Origin of the sequence: Cupriavidus sp. 2TAF22 (assembly GCF_052115045.1) — a bacterium.
Taxonomy (GTDB): domain Bacteria; phylum Pseudomonadota; class Gammaproteobacteria; order Burkholderiales; family Burkholderiaceae; genus Cupriavidus.
This window is the reverse complement of record NZ_JBFRFX010000020.1, coordinates 58,794-77,682: the sequence shown is the minus strand read 5'-3', so window position 1 is coordinate 77,682 and position 18,889 is coordinate 58,794. Positions and strand designations below refer to the sequence as shown.

The window sequence follows — 18,889 nt, the reverse complement described above, 5'->3', positions numbered from 1 at the left end:
ATGGACGCGCGGCCGCTGCTTTTCCCCCGCCTACCCTGCCCGCGCCTCGCTCGCCCTGCCCGCGGCTTCACGCTGGTGGAGCTGCTGGTGGTGCTGGCCATCGTCGCGCTGCTGCTGACGCTGGCGGTGCCGCGCTACTTCCACAGCATCGACATCGCGCGCGAGACGGTGCTCGTCGATAACCTGGCGACCGCGCGCGCCACCATCGACAAGTTCTATGGCGACACGGGGCGGTATCCGGAATCGCTCGAGGAACTGGTCGAGAAAAAATACCTCCGCACGCTGCCGTTCGACCCAGTCGCCAGGAGCAGCAGCGGATGGACCATCGTGCCGCCGGAAGATGCCAGCAAGGGCCGCGTCTACGACCTGCGCAGCAGCGCGCCCGGCAGCGGCGCCGGCAACGTGCCCTTCTCCCAGCGCTAGCCATGGCGGCCCGGCACTTCAGGCAAGCCAGGAACGCCAGGCGCGCACGCGGCTTCGGCTATATTGGGCTGATCCTGATGGTCGCCGTGATCGGCGTCGCCGGGGCGGCCACGCTGCAGCTCGGCGCGGTGGCGCAGCGCCGCGCCGCCGAGGAGGAACTGCTGTCGATCGGCACCGAGTTCCGCGAGGCCTTCATCAGCTACGCCAATGCGACTCCGCCTGGCCAGCCGCGCACGCCGCCGAGCCTGCAGGCGCTGCTGAAGGACCCGCGCTATCCGACGCCGCGCCGCCACCTGCGCAAGCTCTATGTGGACCCGCTGACGGGCGAGGAGGCCTGGGGCATGGTGCAGGCGGTGCCGGGGCCCGGCATCATGGGCGTCTACAGCCTGGCGACCGGCCGGCCGATCAAGATCGGCAACTTCGAGCTGCGCTTCCAGGATTTCGAAGGCAAGGCGTCGTACCAGGAATGGAAATTCATGGTGCCGCCCGAGGCCATCGCACCCGCGGCCGCCGCCGTTCGCGGCGCCGTGGCGCCGCAGCCCCCGCGCTTCTGAGGTCGGGCCGATGCCTGCCGCAGCCGCCGTCTTGGCGAGGCGCAGCGTACGTCCACGCCCGCGCCCGCGGTCACTGCGCCGCGGTCATTGCGCGACGGCAGGCTGCGCCACGCCGAGCCCCGGCGCGACATCTGGAGCGCCCGGCGGCGCAAGCAGGTCTTCCAGGAAGAAGGCCGCCAGGTGGTGGCGCCCGTCGAGGCCGGCCTTCGCATAGATATTGGTCGCGTGCTGCCTGACGGTCTTGCTGCGGCTCTCGCGCACGGCGGCGATCTCGTCGAGGGTCAGGCCCTTGATCAGCAGCAGGGCGATGTCCTTCTCCGCCTGCGTGAGCCGCCATTTCTCGAATTGCTCCTGTATCTGCTGCAGGAAATGATGCGTCGACTGGCGCGCCGGCTTGTCGCGCTCGGCGATCGCGCGGTCGTGCGCGCGCGAGAGCGTCTGCAACTCCAGCAGGCGATTGCCGGCACGTTGCCGGTCGCGGTAGAGCATGATCAGTATCCACAGGAAGACCCCCGTGGCGACCGCCTCGGCGACGCAGTGCACGGCGCCGCCCGATTGGTAGAGCTGGGCCAGGTCCCACACCTGGTACACCGGGAAAAAGCCCAGCAGCGCCAGCAGCCGGGCCGACATGTGATCTCGATTCATCTGGCACCCTCCCCCCTCCGCGCGTCGCGGAGCTTCCCCCAAAACCGCTATGGCGACGGCACGGGTTCCGGTCGAATTATTGGCATTGCCGGGTCCGTGTTCGCATGACTGCCAGCAACTTCTGCGCACAGTCCACGTGGCGTCGATTCTACAGGGCATATAGCCGATAGGGTCATCGCGTAGTCAGGACGTTTGCCGGAAGCGAAAGTGCGTTGGAAAAAAGTAGATTGGGAACCGATGTCACTGCGTGCCGCACGCCAGGCGCATGACAGCGGCAACCCAACAGCGGTACAGGAGAGGCACAGATGGAATCCGGACAACGCGACGCCTCACCGGCATTGCAAGCCCTGGACGAGGCGCGCGACCGCGGGCACGACGCCACGCCACTGGTGCAGTCCATGCGCGCGGCGGAGGCCAGCACGCTCAGTCCCGCGTTGCTGGCACGGGCGTGCAGCGAAATCGCCGCGCGGGACCTCGCGCCGACGCTGGCCCGCGCAGCCGTGCTTGCGCTGGCGTGGCAAGCCGGCGACCGCCACCGGACCTCGGAAGCGCTGTGCCGGCTGCTGCTGGCGACAGGACTGCGGCTCCCGCTTTCCACGTTCAAGGCGGCGATCTACGAACTGGCGGACATCGGCCTGTTGCGACGCGTCTCGGTGAGCCGGCGCAATGTGTTGTCCCATCACTACGAGCCAAACGACCAGCCCGCACACGAGCATCTGTTCTGCGAACGGTGCCAGCGTATCGAAGATGTCCACGACGACGCGCTGCTCGACCTGCAGCGCCGCATGCTCGAAACGAAAGGCCTGCGGCCCGCGGCGGTCCGTGGCGCGTTGCTCGGCACCTGCCGGCAGTGCTCGGAGGGCAACGCGCCAGCGCCGGAACCGGTGGCGGCCGAGGGCGCCTGACTGCAAAACCGGCGGGCGCAGAAAATAAGAAGGAAGGCGGAAAGGAAAGCGGGACGGAAGGCAGGAAGGGAGACGGCAGCGCAGCCCGCGGGACTACAGCCGCGGTCGCTGCCCGGGAAACACTGGCCCGCCCTAGAGGACTCGAACCTCTGACCGCTCGCTTAGAAGGCGAGTGCTCTATCCAGCTGAGCTAAGGGCGGATCGCGGGACGCCGCGGCGATGCGCTGCCGGGCCCGGTGCGAAGGCCGGTATTCTACATCAGCCGCGCGCCGCGTCACATATGGCCAGGCGCCGCAATGCGCCGGAATGCATCACGAGGCCTGGGAGATCCGCATGCGTGGCGCTGCCGGCATCCCGGCGTGGCGGTCGGTCGGCTGCGTGGCGACACAGTTGCGCCCCATGTGCTTGGCGTCGTAGAGCGCATTGTCGGCCCGGCGCATGAGGTCGTCGGCGCCCTCGCCGGGCAGCCGCTCGGCCATGCCGATGCTGACCGTATAGGGAATCGCATCCGGCTCCGACGGACACGGCGTGGTGCGCACCAGGGTGTTCAGGCGCAGGCTGAGTGCGCGGCCCTGCTCGAGCGAGGTGTCAGGCATCACGATGCCGAACTCCTCCCCGCCCAGGCGGCCGGCGAAATCGCCGGCACGCAGCGTCTTGCGCAACAGGCCGCTGAAGTGGCGCAGCACGCTGTCGCCGGCCAGGTGCCCGTAGAGATCGTTGATCGCCTTGAAATGATCGAGGTCGATGAACGCGACCGCCAGCGGGCGCTGGTGCCGGTCAGCCTGCTGGCAGGCTTCTTCCAGCGCCGCCCAGTAGGGGCCGCGCGACAGCACGTCCGTCAAGTCGTCATAGCTGGCGCGGTGCTCGAGGCGGCGGCGCAGGCGGTCGTGGGCCATCAGCGCGAAACTGACCGACAGGCTGACGATGCCGAACGCCTGCAGGACGGTGAAGGTTTCCTGCGGCGCGCGCCTGGGCAGCAGCAGGCCGGCGGGCACCAGGGTCAGGTCGGCTGCCTGGTAGAGACCGATGCCGGCACAGCCGACGGCGATCAGGCCAAGCGAAAGCGCCGCCAGGCGGCCGGTGCCGCGCCTGGCGGGCACCTGTGGCGCCACCACGCGCAGCAAGGCCAGCGGAAGATAGATATTGGCAAGCGCGAACACGAGCGCGGGGCCGGCCGGGGGCGCTCCCTGCAGTTCGAAGTAGAGCGTGGTGCCCAGCACCGCCAGGTTCAGCATGCACAGCGAAGCCGCGCCCCCGGACCTGTCAAAGAAGCGGCGGGCGCCATACACCATCAGCGCCAGCGCCGCCGTCATGACGACATCGACCAGGCTGAGGATCGGCCATTCCGGCAGATAGCCCTGTGCGGCGAGCAGCGCGGTGGCTGCCGTCACCAGCAACTCGCCAGCCACCCAGGCGCCGAGGCCGGCGCGGCCGATGCCCGGCGTGCGCCGCAGCACGGCGAACACCACCGCCATCTGCAGCCCGAAAAGACCCGCGACCAGCACACTGACCTGCGACTGAAACATGATTTCCCCGTCCAACTTGGCAGGCGGCGCCACAGCGCGCCGCCTCGCGCCCCCGGGACCCGCAGCCCAGGGGTTTGCGCCATTCTTTCTTCTGAACTCCGGGCCGCCCGCGTGCGCCCCGGCGACCTGGGGCTCGGCCCCGCAACTGCTGTGAGGGCACGCTCGTACTTCCGCACTCTTGTCATCATGCTCACGCCAGTCCGCCGGCAGCCCGCCTGCCCTCGCGCCTGACCGGGCGCGGGGCGTGGCCGCCGAAGTGTGCGGATTATGTCAGCGCTCGCGACCAAGTCAAGCGCGCCATCGCCCTTCCTGCAGGGGGCATCGACCGCACCGCGGCGGCGCCCGGCGGCAACTCAGGCGCGCACTAAACTAACGTTTGACCCCCGGGGCCCAGCCGGGCTACAATTCGCCGCTTCGGGGCGTAGCGCAGCCTGGTAGCGCATCTGATTTGGGATCAGAGGGTCGCATGTTCGAATCATGTCGCCCCGACCAGTTTTAGTAAATGAGATCAAAGGCTTAGACCATCAGGTCTAAGCCTTTTTTTCGTCTTGTCCCGGACCGGCTCCGGTCGGGTTCCGACCCGTCCACACGCGAATGACACGAAACGGCCCTGGAAAGAAGCCCGCGGGCTCGCCCCGCCTGTGACGCGCCCGCATTGCCACGAACACGGGATGCCTCGCATGCCACAAGGACGGACACCGGCCCGGGGCGCAACCGCAAACCGCCCGCGCCACTTTTCATTCCGCCACCAGCCCGGTCGCGCACTTTTTCCCTGCTTTTCCTGCCGTTCGGCGGGTTCGGGCACCGACCCGCGCAGGGCGCGCAGCGACGCCGGCGCGGCGTCGCCGTGGTATAATCGCGCGTTAGCCCGGGGTGAATGCAGCATGCCCTGTAACCGGGCGCCCCTGCCCGATGCCGCGGTTGAATAACGGCACAGTGCCGGCGAGCCACCGGAAACATCGTGTCCGCGCATTGCCCCACACCTATCACGGTAGCACGGCCGCTTTGGCATGGGCCGCAACCGGCAAGGCAATCAGCCGGGCTCTGACGCGCCCCCTGGCGATTCCCTAACGTGGACCATGTTTGCACGTGCAGTCGCCGTGCCGGTCCGGGTCAGCTTGCCTCCCGCAACTTTTCGGCGCAACCAAGCAAGCCGGCGCTTGTCACTGCTGGCACCCGGGCCTCGCGGAAACGCCCGCAGCAAGCGGCATCCGCCTCACCGGATTTACCGACATTCATGCAGCCCCGGCTGCCCTAAAGGAAACAGATTGGCTAAGGAAGAACTTATTGAATTTGGCGGCGTTGTCTCGGAAGCCCTCCCCGACAATCGTTACCGCGTAACGCTGGAAAACGGCGTGGAAATCTGGGCCTATGCCTCGGGCAAGATGCAGAAGCACCGCATCCGCATTCTGGCCGGTGACCGCGTGACGCTGGAAATGTCGCCCTATGACCTGACCAAGGGCCGCATCAACTTCCGCCACAAAGCCTGATTTTTTCCAGCGTCCGCCGCACTGGCGGGTGCTGCGCCTGACCGCATTCCGAGGGCACCGCGCAACACGGACCTGCCCCGGGATGCATCGTGCCGCCGCGACCTGGATGTGCCGGAATCCCGGCACGCGGGACTCGGGCGGCACTGGCACCAGCCTCTCGCAGCATTCCCTGGCCGGTATCCCTGCCCTTATTCCCCGCCCTGATTCCTGCCCCGCCGCACGCGCCTGCCGCATGCCCGCCCCGTCACATGTCTGTCACGCCGGCTTGCGATGCTCGCAAATGCATGCCCGGTGCATGCCCGGTGCATGCCCGGTGTTTGCCCGCCTTGCACGCCGGTACGCGCATTGCCATACTCGTGACGTACTTTCCTTCGTTTCCAACCATTTCCTGCGCAAGTTTTCCGCTTCCATGAACCTGATCCTGTGGCGCCACGCTGAAGCCGAGGAACTGCCCGCCGCACTTGGCCTGACCCGCAATGCCGACCTGCAGCGCCCGCTGACCCGCCGTGGCCACAAGCAGGCCGATGCGTCCGCGGCCTGGCTGCGCGCCCACCTGCCGGCCGGCGCGCGCGTGGTGTGCAGTCCCGCCCTGCGCACACGCGAAACCGCCGCCGCCCTGCGCGAGAACGCGGAAATCCTGCCCGACCTGGCGCCCGGCGCGGACGTCAGCGCGGTGCTGGCGGCCATCGACTGGCCTCAGGGCGCCGAGCATATCGTGGTGGTCGGACACCAGCCCTGGATCGGTCGCATGGCCAGCCTCCTGCTGGCCGGATCGGAAATGAACTGGAGCGTGCGCAAGAGCGGGATATGGTGGCTGTCCGGGCGTACGCGCGAAAGCGAATCGCAAGTGGTGCTGCGCGCGGTGATCAATCCCGAGTTCCTCTAGCCTTGTAGCCTTGTAGCCCACCGGCCCCGCAGCGGCTCCGGCGTTCGTCCGCGAGCGCGTCACCGCACGCCGGACCGCCCACGCTGCGTTGCACAGTCACCGAACCGTCACGACCGCTTCACGGCACTGTCACCTGCCCTATCTACATTCGACCGCAACAGTTTCGTCACCGAAAGGACATACTGATGCGAGAGCTCCCGACGCCCACCCAGCCGCTGTTCGATTCCTTGCCCAATGGCCAAGCCGGCCATTCGGCGCGGAGGCGTCTTCATCGCCCGCCACCTGCACAAGCACATGCCCAAGGGCATGAACAGCCTGCTTTCAGCGTGGCGTGGGCGCGCCACCAAGACGAAGTAGTCGAGGCGCAGCGCCTGCGCTACAAGGTCTTCGCCGAGGAAATGGGCGCCCGCCTGAACCCGTCCACGCCCGAACTCGACGTCGACATGTTCGACGCCTATTGCGACCACCTGATCGTGCGCGACCTCGCCACGCTGAAGGTCGTCGGCACCTACCGCGTGATGGCGCCGCACCAGGCCAAGCGCATCGGCTGCCTGTACGCCGAATCGGAATTCGATCTCGTGCGCCTGGCCCACCTCAAGCCCAAGATGGTCGAGCTGGGCCGCTCGTGCGTGCACCGCGACTACCGCTCGGGCAGCGTGATCATGGCGTTGTGGGGCGGCCTGGGCGAGTACCTGCAGCGCTGGGGCATCGAGTCGATGCTGGGCTGCGCCAGCGTGCCGATGAGCGACGGCGGCCACTATGCGGCCAGCCTGTACCGCGTGTTTGCCGAACGCGCGCTGGCGCCGATCGAATACCACGCGTTCCCGCGCCTGGCCCTGCCGATCGATGAACTGAACCAGACGCTGGACGTGGAGCCGCCCGCGCTGATCAAGGGCTACCTGCGGCTTGGCGCCCGCATCTGCGGCATGCCGGCATGGGACCCCGACTTCAACGTGGCGGACTTCCTCACGCTGCTGCGCGTCAACGACATGAACCCCCGCTACGCGCGCCACTTCCTTGGCCTGAATCGCGGCGCCTGAGCCTGGCAGCACCCGCGCGGACGGCCGCCGTTCGCGCCTGCCGGGCCACCAGCCCGCAGGTGGCTGCGGGCGGCTCCCGGCCGCCCCCTTCCCCGCTCAGCCGTACACTACCTTGTAGCGCTTGCCGATGCGCTCCCACTCGTCGGCCTCCTGCGCCAGGCTGTATTCGACCAGCGGATTGGCCTCGATCCAGGCCTTGGGCAGGCGCACTTCGAAGCCTTCGTTCAGCGCATCCGAGCGCTGGCCCACGGCGATTTCCGGCAGCGGCTCGTCGGCGCGGCGCCGGCACAGCACGAAGGCCAGGCGCAGGCTGAACAGCATGCGCCAGTCCACGAACTTGCCGCTACCCGACAGCTTGCCCAGCTTGCCGGCATGGCCGAGCAGCAGCGTAGACAGGCGCGCCTGGTCRGTCTTCGAGAAGCCCGGCATGTCGGCATGCGTGGCGATATACGCCGAGTGCTTGTGATAGCCGCTGTGCGAGATGGTCATGCCGATCTCGTGCAGCCCCGCGGCCCAGCCCAGCAGCGCCAGGTTGTCGTCGCGGCGTTCGTTGCGCGGCTCCGGAAACTGCGCCAGCAGGCCCAGCGCCGCCGACTGCACGCGCTGCGCCTGGGCGCGGTCGACACCATAGCGCCGCATGAACTGGTCCACGGTGATCGTGCGCATGTCTTCGTGGTGCGTACGGCCCAGCAGGTCGTACAACACGCCGAGGCGCAGCGCGCCGTCGGTGACGTCCATGCGCTCGATGTCGAGTTCGGCGAACACGCCAAGCATGATCGAGAGCCCGCCCGGCAGCACCGGGATGCGATCCGCCTTGAGCCCCACCAGCTTCACGCGGTTGGTGTTCTCGGCCTTGACCAGCGCCCGCTTGAGGCGCTCGAGCCCTTCGCGCGTGATGCCGTGCTCCGCCGGGTTGTCGTTCATGCCGTTGAGCTCGATCAGCTCGGCCAGCGCGCGCGCCGTGCCCGACGAGCCCACTGCCTGCTGCCAGCCGGCGGCGCGGTACTGGCGCACCAGCACCTGGATCTCGCGGCGCGCGGCCAGCTCGGCCTGCTTCATCGCGTATTCGTCGACGTTGCCGCTGGGGAAGAATTGCCGGCTATGCGAGACGCAGCCGATATAGAGGCTCTCCATCAACTTGGACCCATAGCCGCTGCCGATGATGAACTCGGTGGAACCGCCGCCGATGTCCACCACCAGACGGTTGCCCGCGCAGGCCGGTGCATCGTGCGACGCGCCCAGGTAGATCAGCCGCGCTTCTTCGCGCCCGGCGATCACTTCGATGGGGAATCCCAGCGCGCTCTCGGCCTCGATCAGGAACTCCGAGGCGTTCTTGGCCACGCGCAGCGTATTGGTGGCCACCGCGCGCACATGGTCGGCCGAGAAATCGCGCAGGCGGTCGCCGAAGCGCCGCAGGGCGTCGATGCCGCGCCGGCGAGCCGGCTGGTCGAGGTATTTGTCGGGTGTGAGGCCTGCCGCCAGCCGCACCGGCTCGCGCAGCGCATCGACCTGGAAGATCTGGCTCGCCGTCCCGGAAGCGGTCTGGCTCTCGTCCACCCTCCCGATCATCAGGCGAAAGCTGTTGGAGCCCATGTCGACGGCGGCCAGCAAGCGTGGAGTTTGGTTCATCGCTGTAGGGAATCTGGATAAGCGCCGCAACGCGCGGCACAGTTAGCGGTATCTGGGGCACGATGCGCCCGGAGACAGAAAATATGTCTCTTTCATGTCCGCATCATGACAAAATCACTTTGTCATCAATTTGACATGATTCTATGAAAAAGTCGCCGCATTACCAAAAGAAGGTCATGCCAATGTCGACAAGCCCACCCGGCACGCTGCTCAACCGCGAACTGGGCATTCTGGAATTCAACGCGCGCGTGATGGCGCAGGCCGCTGACCCCAAGGTGCCGCTGCTGGAGCGGCTCAAGTTCATCTGCATCGTTTCAAGCAATCTGGACGAGTTCTTCGAGATCCGCATGGCCGGGCTGAAGGAGCAGATGCGCGACAACCCGTCCGGCATCACGCCCGACGGCCTGTCCCTGCAGCAGGCCTACCAGGTCGTCACCGAGCGTGTGCAAAAGCTCGTGGCCATGCAGTATGACATGCTGCAGAACGTGATTTTCCCCCTGCTCGAAAAGGAAGGCGTGTTCTTCCACCTGGCCTCGACCTGGAACGAGGCACAGCGCGACTGGGCACGCGGCTTTTTCCTGCGCGAACTGGGCCCGGTACTGACGCCGATCGCGCTCGACCCCGCCCACCCGTTCCCGCGCGTGCTCAACAAGAGCCTGAACTTCGTCATCGAGCTGTCGGGCAAGGACGCCTTCGGCCGCGAGGCCGACCTCGCCATCGTGCAGGCCCCGCGCGCGCTGCCGCGCATGGTGCGCATGCCCGAAGACCTGTCGGGCTACTCCTACGGCTTCGTGCTGCTGTCGTCCTTCATGCAAGGCTTCGTGCACGAGCTGTTCCCCGCCATCAAGGTCAACGGCTGCTACCAGTTCCGCGTGACCCGCAACTCCGACCTGTTCGTCTCCGAGGACGATATCACCGACCTGCGCGAAGCATTGCAGGGCGAGCTTCCCGCACGCCACTTCGGCGACACCGTGCGGCTGGAGATTTCATCCGACACACCGCCGGCGATCGCCCGCCGCCTGCTGCTCGAATCCGGGCTCGGCGAGCAGGACGTCTACCGTGTGAGCGGCCCGGTCAACCTGGTGCGGCTGATGCAGATCCCCGACCTGGTCGACCGCCCTGCCCTCAAGTACCCGCCGCACGTGCCGGCGCCGGTCAAGGTGTTCGTGCCGGGCACGCCGATGTTCGATGCGATCCGCCAGCACGACGTGCTGCTGCACCATCCCTACGAAAGCTTCAGCTCGGTGCTGGACCTGCTGCAGCAGGCCGCCGTCGATCCCGCCGTGGTGGCGATCAAGCAGACGGTCTACCGCACCGGCAACGAATCGCCGGTCATGGAAGCCCTGATGACCGCGGCGCGCAACGGCAAGGAAGTCACGGTCGTGGTGGAACTGCTGGCGCGCTTCGACGAAGAGACCAACATCAACTGGGCCGAGCGGCTCGAATCCGCCGGCGCGCATGTGGTCTACGGCGTGGTGGGCCACAAGTGCCACGCCAAGATGCTGCTGATCGTGCGGCGTGAACTGGCGAGCGCCAAGAGCAAGCAGTTCAAGCTGCGCCGCTACGCCCACCTCGGCACCGGCAACTACCACCCGCGCACCGCGCGGCTGTACACGGACTTCGGCCTGCTGACCGCCGACGAGCAGATCTGCGAAGACGTGCAGCATGTCTTCCAGCTGCTCACCGGCACCGCGGGCACCATCCGCCTGAACCACCTGTGGCAGTCGCCCTTCACCATGCACAGCAACCTGGTGGAGCATATCCGCGCCGAGGCCCGCAACGCCCGCGCCGGCAAGCGCGCGCGCGTCATCGCCAAGATGAACGCGCTACTGGAGCCCTCCATCATCGACGAGCTGTACAAGGCCTCGCGCGCCGGCGTGAAGATCGACCTGATCGTGCGCGGCGTCTGCGCGCTGCGGCCCGGCGTGCCGGGCCTGTCGGAGAACATCTCGGTGCGCTCCGTCGTCGGGCGCTTCCTGGAGCACCATCGCGTCTACTACTTCCTCGCCGACGGCGCCGAGGTGACCTACCTGTCCAGCGCGGACTGGATGGACCGCAACCTGTTCCGCCGCGTGGAAGTGGCGTTCCCGGTGCTGGACAAGGCACTCAAGGCGCGCGTGATCAAGGAAAGCCTGCGCGTGCACCTGGACGACAACGCCTCGGCGTGGATCATGCAGCCCGACGGAAGCTACATCCGCAAGCACACCAAGTCCAAGCAGCCGCACGTCAGCCAGAACGAGCTGCTGGCGATGTTCGCCGCCGCCTGAGGCCCGCGCGCCGGCGCGCAAGGATGGCCGCCGCGCGTGCGGGCAACCCGGCCAACCGATGCGGGGAGCGGGCCGCCGACCGGGAGCGCCACGAACCAGCCGGCGCTGCGCCGCGCGTTCGGCAGCCGCTCCGGCAATCCTTCGACACTCCCTTCGACACTCCTCCGGCGGGGCCCCGCCGCGGCACTTCAGGCCGCTTTCTGCGGATGGCCGTCGTGCGGGTCCGGCTGCGATTGTCCCGGCGTGGAATCGACGGGCACATGCCCGCTGCGATCGGTCGGGAACACCACGCGGAACACGCTGCCACGCCCCACTTCGCTGGTGATGCGCAGGTCGGCGTGGTGGCGCGACAGCACATGCTTGACGATGGCAAGGCCCAGGCCCGTGCCGCCGGTGTCGCGCGAGCGGCTGCGGTCCACGCGGTAGAAACGCTCGGTCAGGCGCGGTATATGGTCTGCGGCGATGCCCAGGCCCGTGTCGCTCACCGAGAAGCTGGCGTGCTCGTTCTCGTAGGTCAGCCGGACGCCGATGCGGCCGCCCTCGGGCGTGTAGCGCACGGCATTCGACACCAGGTTGCCGAAGGCGGAAAGCAGCTCGCTCTCGGCACCGCGGATCAGCACCTGCGGATCGATCTGCACGGTGATCTGGTGACGGCCCTGCGACAGCGCCTCGGCATCGTGCAACAGGTGCGCCGCCAGCGCAGCCATGTCGACGCGCTCCTGGCTGGGCGGCTGGGCATCGCTCTCCAGCTTGGCCAGCACCAGCAGGTCTTCGACCAGGTGCTGCATGCGCATCGACTGCACCAGCATCATGTCCAGGTAGCGGTTGCGGTCCTGCTCCGATACCGGCAGGTCGCGCACCGTTTCGAGAAAGCCGGTCAGCACGGTCAGCGGCGTCTTCAGTTCATGCGAGACATTGGCGACGAAGTCGCGCCGCATCGCCTCGGTGTTCTCCAGCTTGGTGATGTCGTTGGTCAGGACCAGCTTGCGGTTCTCGCCGTAGGGCAGGATCTGCACCGCGATCACGCTGCGCTTGTGCTCGCCCAGGTCGCGCATCAGCAGCGGATCGTCGAAGCGCTGCAAGGTCAGGTACTGCACGAATTCGGGACGGCGGATCAGGTGGGTGATGCGCTGGCGCACATCGCGCCGCGCGTTGAGACCGAAATGCTGCTCGGCCACGTCGTTGCACCATTCGATCTGGTCGGCGTCATCGAGCATCAGCACGCCGTTGGGCGAGGCCTGGATGGCCTGGATGAAGCGCGTGTGCTGCCGCTCCACCTGCAGCACCTGGGTGCGCCAGCGCTTGACTAGGCGGTGCAGGCGGTAATACACCTCGCCCCACAGCCCGAGCGCGCTGGGAATCTCACCATAGGCAGGCGCGTCCAGCACTTTCCACAGGCGATTGATCTGGTACAGGTAGTAAAGCAGCAGCCCGAACAGCGCGGCGCACAGGAAGGCCAGCGCCGGCACCGGGCCGGAGAAGAGAAACAGCCCGGCCGAAGCCAGGGCCAGGATGATCAGGATGGCCGCCGAACGGGCCCAGATGACGTTCATGAAGGCGAGAGAAGGTCAGGCAGGCGGCAGGACCGCGCGAGATGCGGTGGAGTGTGACACGAAACGGGCAACAGGCGCGTGGCAGGCTGGCGAATCCGGCATGGCGGGCCGCCGGATGCGTCCGTCATGCCGGCGCGCCGGCCGCGCCGTCATCGGGATGCTGCCGCCACGGAGGAACCACGGCTGCGCAGGCGCGGCGCGCTCGCCGTCAATGACTGGGGCCGCGCGCCAGGCGGTAGCCACTGCCCCGCACCGTCTCGATCATATTGCTGTAGCCGCCGGGCGTGAGCGCGGCGCGCAGGCGCTTGATGTGTACGTCGACGGTACGCTCCTCGACGAATACGTGATCGCCCCATACCTGGTCAAGCAGTTGCGACCGGCTGTGCACGCGCTCCGGGTGCGTCATCAGGAAGTGCAGCAGGCGGAACTCGGTCGGGCCGAGGTCGAGCTTGAGCATGCCCGACTCGTCGTGGCCGGTGACGCGGTGCGTGGCCGGGTCCAGGCGCAGGCCGTTGATGGCGACCACGTCGTCGGTCAGCTGCGGCGCACGGCGGCGCAGCACCGCCTTGATGCGCGCCAGCAGTTCCTTCGGCGAGAACGGCTTGGTGACGTAGTCGTCGGCGCCGGCCTCGAGTCCGAGCACCTTGTCCTGCTCTTCGCTGCGCGCGGTGAGCATGATGATCGGGATCTGCTTGGTGCGGTCGTTGCCGCGCAGTTCCTTGGCGAAGGTTGCCCCCGACTTGCCCGGAAGCATCCAGTCGAGCAGGACCAGGTCGGGCAGCACGTCGCTCATCAGCGACAATGCCTGCTCGGCGTTGTAGGCCCGGATCGGATAGTGTCCGGCGTGTTGCAGGTTGACCGCGATCAGTTCGGCGATCGCCGGTTCGTCTTCGACGACAAGAATGCTGCTTGGCATGTATTTTCTCTCCGCAGTGGCGCTGTTTAACTCAGCGCTTCGCGCTCCATGTCCTCACGCGAGGCGTGGCGCACGTCGGTTCCCTTGACGATGTAGATGATGAATTCGGCGATGTTCTTGGCATGGTCGCCGATACGCTCGATCGCCTTGGCGATAAAGAGGAAGTCCAGCGCGACCGAGATGGTACGCGGGTCTTCCATCATGTAGGTGATGAGCTTGCGCACGAAGGCCCGGAATTCGTCGTCGATGGCCTTGTCGTCCTTGACGATGCGGGCCGCGGCCACGGTGTCCAGGCGCGCGAACGCGTCCAGCGCCTGGCGCAGCAGCGCGATGGCGAGATCGCCGGAGAGCTTCACCTCGGAATAGTTGATCTGGTGCGCGCCGGCATCCTCCATGATGTGCTTGGTGCGCTTGGCGATCTTCTCCGCCTCGTCGCCGGCGCGCTCGAGGTTGGTGATCGTCTTGGAGATCGCCATCACCAGGCGCAGGTCGCGCGCGGTGGGCTGGCGGCGCGCGATGATGTTGCCACAGTCGGCGTCGATCTCGAGTTCCAGCGCGTTGAGGTGGTGCTCGCGCGCCATCACCTGGTCCGCCAGGGCGGCGTCGAATTCCGAAAGCGCCCGCATGGCGGTCTCGATCTGCGACTCGACCAGCCCGCCCATCTGCAGCAGCTTCGTGCTGATGGCGTTGAGGTCGGCGTCGAATTGGGTCGACAGATGCTTGTCAGACATATTGTTCTCCTGGCCGCTGATCTTGCAAATCCTGCAAATTTTGCGCAAATTCCGCTGGAGCCGTTACTCGTATGCTAAGCGCTATGCGCGCCGCGCTCAATCAGCCGAAACGGCCGGTGATGTAGTCTTCCGTTTCCTTGCGGTGCGGCTTGATGAAGATCTTCTCCGTCTCGCCGAACTCGATCAGCTCGCCCAGGTACATGTAGGCGGTGTAGTCCGAGCAGCGCGCGGCCTGCTGCATATTGTGCGTGACGATCACCACCGTGTAGTCGTCCTTCAGCTCGGCGATCAGTTCTTCGATGCGCCCGGTCGAGATCGGGTCCAGCGCCGAGCACGGCTCGTCGAGCAGCAGCACCTCGGGGCGGATGGCGATGCCGCGCGCGATGCACAGGCGCTGCTGCTGGCCGCCCGACAGGCCGTAGCCCGACTGGTTGAGCTTGTCCTTGACTTCGTTCCACAGCGCGGCCTTGGACAGCGCCCACTCCACGCGGTCGTCCATCTCCGAGCGCGACAGCTTCTCGAACAGGCGCACGCCGAAAGCGATATTGTCGTAGATCGACATGGGGAACGGCGTCGGCTTCTGGAACACCATGCCGACCTTGGCGCGCAGCAGGGCGATGTCCTGCTTGGCGGTCAGCAGGTTGTCGCCGTCCATGTTGATCTCGCCCTCGGCGCGTTGCTCCGGATAGAGCGCGTACATCTTGTTGAAGGTACGCAGCAGGGTCGACTTGCCGCAGCCGGACGGGCCGATGAAGGCCGTCACCTTGCGCTCGGGGATCGACATGTTCACATTCTTCAGCGCGTGGAACTGGCCGTAGAAGAAGTTCAGGTTGCGCACGTCGATCTTGGCGCGGGTCGTGTCGGGAATGTCGATGACGGTCGAGGTCATGCTCGTCTCTCGCAGGAAATTTTCAGGTTGCCGGTTCGGGCGTATTTGGCGCTATGGGCAGTACGGGCGATATTGGCCGCCGCTGACTTCTCGCGCTTATTTCTTGAACAGCATGCGCGCCACGATATTGAGCGCCAGCACTCCGATGGTGATCAGGAACACGCCGGCCCACGCCAGTTGCTGCCATTCCACGAACGGGCTCATGGCGAAGCGGAAGATCGTCACCGGCAGGTTCGCCATCGGCTTGTTCAGGTCGCTGGTCCAGAACTGGTTGGACAGGGCCGTGAACAGCAGCGGCGCGGTCTCGCCGGCGATACGCGCCACCGCCAGCAGCACGCCCGTGACGATGCCCGCATACGACGACTTCACCGTGATCGACAGCACCATCTTCCACTTGGGCGTGCCCAGCGCGAAGGCGGCCTCGCGCAGCGCGTTGGGCACCAGGTTCAGCATGTTTTCCGTGGTGCGCACCACGATCGGCACCTGCAGCAGCGCCAGCGCGCACACGCCGGCCCAGCCTGAGAAATGGCCCATGCGGGTCACCACCAGCGCGTAGACGAACAGGCCGATCACGATCGACGGTGCCGACAGCAGGATGTCGTTGATAAAGCGGGTGAAGCTGGCCAGGGGCGATTTCTTGCCGTACTCGGCCAGGTAGATGCCGGCCAGGATACCCAGCGGCGTGCCGCACAGCGTCGCCAGGCCAACCATCACGAAGCTGCCGTAGATGGCATTGACCAGGCCGCCGCCGGCGGTGTTCGGCGCCGGCGTCATCTGCGTGAACAGGTCCATCGACAGGCCGCCCACGCCCAGCGTGACGGTGGTCCAGAGGATCCACGCCAGCCAGAACAGGCCGAAGCCCATGGCGCCCAGCGACGCGGTCAGGGCATAGACATTGGTGCGGCGGCGGCGCGCCTGCAGGCGCGCGCGCATCGCGTCCGCATCCTGGCGCACGGCCGGGATCGTCGAGGAGGTAGAAGACATCGTGGCTTGGCTCATTTCGCGCCCTCGTTCTTGGCCAGGCGCAGCAGCAGGATCTTGGACAGCGCGAGGACCACGAAAGTGATGAAGAACAGGATCAGGCCAAGCTCCATCAGCGCGGCCGTGTGCAGGCCCGCGCCGGCTTCGGCGAACTCGTTGGCCAGCGCCGAGGTGATGCTGTTGCCGGGCGAGAACAGCGAGGGGTTGTCCAGCCGGTTGGTGTTGCCGATCACGAAGGTGACGGCCATGGTTTCGCCCAGCGCGCGGCCAAGGCCGAGCATCACGCCGCCGATCACGCCGGCGCGGGTGTAGGGCAGCACCACGCGCCACATCACTTCCCATGTGGTGCAGCCGACACCGTAGGCCGATTCCTTTAGCAGCACCGGGGTCACCTCGAAGACATCGCGCATCACCGACGCGATGTAGGGAATGATCATGATGGCCAGGATCACGCCGGCGCACAGCAGGCCGATGCCCAGCGGCGCACCCTGGAACAGCTTGCCGACCAGCGGCAGTTGCCCGACCGTGGCGGCCAGCGGCTTCTGGAAGTACTCGCCGAAGATCGGCGCGAACACCAGCAGGCCCCACATGCCGTAGACGATCGACGGCACTGCGGCCAGCAGTTCGATGGCCGTGCCGAGCGGGCGGCGCAACCATGCCGGGGACAGCTCGGTGAGGAACAGTGCGATGCCGAAACTGATGGGCACCGCGATAATCAGGGCGATCAGCGACGTGACGATGGTGCCGTAGATCGGCACTAGCGCGCCGTAGACGTCCGCGGGTGGATCCCACTCGGCGGTCCACAGGAAGCGCAGGCCGAAGGTCTGGATGGACGGCCAGGCGCTGATCGCGAGCGACACGATGATGCCGCCCAGCAGCAGCAAGGTCACGATGGCGGCGCCGCGCGTCAGGCCACCGAACAGGATGTCACCGGTACGGCTGGGCGGCCGTACTGCGGATAGATCGGATGTAGTCGCCATGATGAGGTATTGGGTTCGTTTAGGTGGCGGGTCGCCGGCTGCTCCCGCCGCCGCAGCCGGCAGGCCCTGCCCTGCGTCGCGGTTGCCAGGATCCGTGCCCTGAATGCGCGTATCGGGTATTCGGTACTTCTATGCTGCTGTACTGCGTGTCATGCGGTGCTGCGGTGCTGCCGTACTGCCTGGCCGTGCCGGGGCAGTGCCTTCCGGCGCCCCGGCACGGCCGCCGGGCCGGGCACGCATGCACCCGGCCCGGCGCCCAGCCCTTCATCAGTTGTACAGCGCCTTGCCCGAACCGTCCTTCACCGAGGTCTTCCAGGTGGCACGGATCTGGTTCACGACGCTTTCCGGCAGCGGCACGTAGTCCAGGTCGCTGGCCATGCCGGCACCGCTCTTGTAGGCCCAGTCGAAGAACTTCAGCACTTCGGCGCCCTGCGCTGCCTTTTCCTGGCTCTTGTGCACCAGGATGAAGGTCGCGCCCGCGATCGGCCATGCGGTCTTGCCCGGCTGGTTGGTCAGGATCTGGTAGTAGGTCTTGGTCCAGTCTGCGCCCGCGGCGGCGGCCTTGAAGCCGTCGTCACCCGGCTGCACCACCGCACCCGAAGCATTCTTCATGTTCAGGTGGGTCATCTTGTTCTGCTTGGCGTAGGCGTACTCGACATAGCCGATGGCGCCGTTCAGCCGCTGCACGAAGGCGGCCACGCCTTCATTGCCCTTGCCGCCCGTGCCACCACCCGGCCAGTTGACGGTGGTGCCTTCGCCGACCGAATTCTTCCAGTCCGGGCTGACCTTGGTCAGATAGTTGGTGAAGATGAAGGTGGTGCCCGAACCGTCGGCGCGGCGCACCGGCAGGATGTCCTGGTTCGGCAGCTTGGCGTGCGGGTTCAGCGCCTTGATGGCGGCGTCGTCCCACTTCTTGATCTTGCCCAGATAGATGTTGGCCAGCACTTCGCCGGTGATGGTCAGTTCGCCCGGCTTGATGCCTTGCAGGTTGATCACCGGCACCACGCCGCCGATCACCGTCGGGAACTGCACCAGGCCTTGCTTGACCAGTTCCTCGTCCTTCAGGGGCGCGTCCGAAGCACCGAAGTCGACGGTCTTGGCGCCGATCTGCTTGATGCCGCCGGACGAGCCGATGGATTGATAGTTGACCTTGTTACCCGTTGCCTTTTGGTATGCATCGGCCCACTTGGAATACACGGGCGCCGGGAAGGAAGCGCCAGCACCGGTAATTTCCGCCGCGAACGCAGTGCCCGCCACCACCAACGACACGATGCCTGCTACGGCAGTCTTGACCAGCTTCATATGTCCTCCAGAGACATGGTTGGGGAATGACAATTTTTTGACACGTCGAACTGTATGCCCCGTCTGTGACAATTCCATGACATCACGAAATCTTCTTGCAAGTCGGCCGCAAGTCTCCTGGCGATGGCGCGGGGAGGACGACGAACGCCGCCCAGGAGAGCATCACGAATCA

At 66.6% G+C, this 18,889-nt stretch carries 17 protein-coding genes and 2 tRNA genes; 8 read left to right on the top strand and 11 right to left on the bottom strand.

Translation table 11 applies throughout. The features are described from left to right. Both AB4Z48_RS23335 and AB4Z48_RS23330 read left to right on the top strand, forming a co-directional pair. A complete protein-coding gene (locus AB4Z48_RS23335) occupies nucleotides 1-423 on the top strand; it encodes a type II secretion system protein (protein WP_441618309.1) in 423 nt (140 codons plus the stop codon). Between the two features lie 2 nt (nucleotides 424-425). After that, nucleotides 426-977, top strand: coding sequence for a type II secretion system protein (locus AB4Z48_RS23330; protein ID WP_441618307.1), 552 nt, complete (start codon nucleotides 426-428; stop codon nucleotides 975-977). A gap of 84 nt (nucleotides 978-1,061) precedes the next feature. Here AB4Z48_RS23330 and AB4Z48_RS23325 read toward each other — a convergent pair whose 3' ends face one another. Beyond that, nucleotides 1,062-1,622: a helix-turn-helix transcriptional regulator gene (locus AB4Z48_RS23325; RefSeq protein WP_441618305.1), complete on the bottom strand. Its 561-nt coding sequence runs from the start codon at nucleotides 1,620-1,622 to the stop codon at nucleotides 1,062-1,064. A 305-nt stretch (nucleotides 1,623-1,927) separates the two neighbouring features. Between AB4Z48_RS23325 and AB4Z48_RS23320 the strand changes: the two genes are divergently transcribed. Next, a complete protein-coding gene (locus AB4Z48_RS23320) occupies nucleotides 1,928-2,527 on the top strand; it encodes a Fur family transcriptional regulator (RefSeq protein WP_441618303.1) in 600 nt (199 codons plus the stop codon). A 123-nt stretch (nucleotides 2,528-2,650) separates the two neighbouring features. Here AB4Z48_RS23320 and AB4Z48_RS23315 read toward each other — a convergent pair. Both AB4Z48_RS23315 and AB4Z48_RS23310 read right to left on the bottom strand, forming a co-directional pair. Next, nucleotides 2,651-2,727 (bottom strand) — tRNA-Arg (locus tag AB4Z48_RS23315). Nucleotides 2,728-2,838: 111 nt separating this feature from the next. Further along, on the bottom strand, nucleotides 2,839-4,053 hold the full coding sequence (locus AB4Z48_RS23310; protein ID WP_441618301.1) for a GGDEF domain-containing protein: 1,215 nt from the start codon (nucleotides 4,051-4,053) through the stop codon (nucleotides 2,839-2,841). A gap of 415 nt (nucleotides 4,054-4,468) precedes the next feature. On the opposite strand from AB4Z48_RS23310, the gene AB4Z48_RS23305 reads away from it, so the two are divergent. The 4 genes from AB4Z48_RS23305 to AB4Z48_RS23290 all read left to right on the top strand — a co-directional run bounded on the left by AB4Z48_RS23305 (nucleotide 4,469) and on the right by AB4Z48_RS23290 (nucleotide 7,469). After that, nucleotides 4,469-4,545: transfer RNA gene (locus AB4Z48_RS23305), tRNA-Pro, on the top strand. Between the two features lie 776 nt (nucleotides 4,546-5,321). Then, complete coding sequence (gene infA / locus AB4Z48_RS23300) at nucleotides 5,322-5,543, top strand: translation initiation factor IF-1 (RefSeq protein ID WP_017230249.1); 222 nt, start codon at nucleotides 5,322-5,324, stop codon at nucleotides 5,541-5,543. Between the two features lie 409 nt (nucleotides 5,544-5,952). Continuing rightward, nucleotides 5,953-6,429, top strand: a complete 477-nt coding sequence (locus tag AB4Z48_RS23295; protein WP_441618299.1) for a SixA phosphatase family protein — start codon at nucleotides 5,953-5,955, stop codon at nucleotides 6,427-6,429. A 185-nt stretch (nucleotides 6,430-6,614) separates the two neighbouring features. Then, entirely contained in the window at nucleotides 6,615-7,469 is an 855-nt protein-coding gene (locus AB4Z48_RS23290; protein ID WP_441618297.1) for a GNAT family N-acetyltransferase, read from the top strand. A gap of 96 nt (nucleotides 7,470-7,565) precedes the next feature. Here the strand turns inward: AB4Z48_RS23290 and ppx are convergent, their stop codons facing one another. Further along, nucleotides 7,566-9,098, bottom strand: coding sequence for an exopolyphosphatase (gene ppx, locus AB4Z48_RS23285; RefSeq protein WP_441618295.1), 1,533 nt, complete (start codon nucleotides 9,096-9,098; stop codon nucleotides 7,566-7,568). 143 nt (nucleotides 9,099-9,241) lie between these two features. On the opposite strand from ppx, the gene ppk1 reads away from it, so the two are divergent. Continuing rightward, nucleotides 9,242-11,365, top strand: a complete 2,124-nt coding sequence (ppk1, locus tag AB4Z48_RS23280; RefSeq protein WP_441618293.1) for a polyphosphate kinase 1 — start codon at nucleotides 9,242-9,244, stop codon at nucleotides 11,363-11,365. 188 nt (nucleotides 11,366-11,553) lie between these two features. On the opposite strand, the gene phoR is transcribed toward ppk1, so the two are convergent. The 7 genes from phoR to pstS all read right to left on the bottom strand — a co-directional run bounded on the left by phoR (nucleotide 11,554) and on the right by pstS (nucleotide 18,717). Beyond that, nucleotides 11,554-12,918: a phosphate regulon sensor histidine kinase PhoR gene (gene phoR / locus AB4Z48_RS23275; RefSeq protein ID WP_441618291.1), complete on the bottom strand. Its 1,365-nt coding sequence runs from the start codon at nucleotides 12,916-12,918 to the stop codon at nucleotides 11,554-11,556. 208 nt (nucleotides 12,919-13,126) lie between these two features. Beyond that, on the bottom strand, nucleotides 13,127-13,834 hold the full coding sequence (gene phoB, locus AB4Z48_RS23270; protein WP_441618289.1) for a phosphate regulon transcriptional regulator PhoB: 708 nt from the start codon (nucleotides 13,832-13,834) through the stop codon (nucleotides 13,127-13,129). Nucleotides 13,835-13,860: 26 nt separating this feature from the next. Further along, nucleotides 13,861-14,565: a phosphate signaling complex protein PhoU gene (gene phoU, locus AB4Z48_RS23265; protein ID WP_441618287.1), complete on the bottom strand. Its 705-nt coding sequence runs from the start codon at nucleotides 14,563-14,565 to the stop codon at nucleotides 13,861-13,863. A gap of 100 nt (nucleotides 14,566-14,665) precedes the next feature. Further along, the gene (gene pstB / locus AB4Z48_RS23260; RefSeq protein WP_441618285.1) at nucleotides 14,666-15,454 is read right to left on the bottom strand and encodes a phosphate ABC transporter ATP-binding protein PstB; all 789 of its coding nucleotides are present in this window, start codon (nucleotides 15,452-15,454) and stop codon (nucleotides 14,666-14,668) included. A gap of 96 nt (nucleotides 15,455-15,550) precedes the next feature. After that, complete coding sequence (gene pstA / locus AB4Z48_RS23255) at nucleotides 15,551-16,438, bottom strand: phosphate ABC transporter permease PstA (protein WP_441618283.1); 888 nt, start codon at nucleotides 16,436-16,438, stop codon at nucleotides 15,551-15,553. A gap of 11 nt (nucleotides 16,439-16,449) precedes the next feature. Beyond that, nucleotides 16,450-17,415, bottom strand: coding sequence for a phosphate ABC transporter permease PstC (gene pstC, locus AB4Z48_RS23250; protein WP_441618281.1), 966 nt, complete (start codon nucleotides 17,413-17,415; stop codon nucleotides 16,450-16,452). Between the two features lie 267 nt (nucleotides 17,416-17,682). Beyond that, complete coding sequence (gene pstS, locus AB4Z48_RS23245; protein WP_441618279.1) at nucleotides 17,683-18,717, bottom strand: phosphate ABC transporter substrate-binding protein PstS; 1,035 nt, start codon at nucleotides 18,715-18,717, stop codon at nucleotides 17,683-17,685. Nucleotides 18,718-18,889 lie beyond the last annotated feature (172 nt).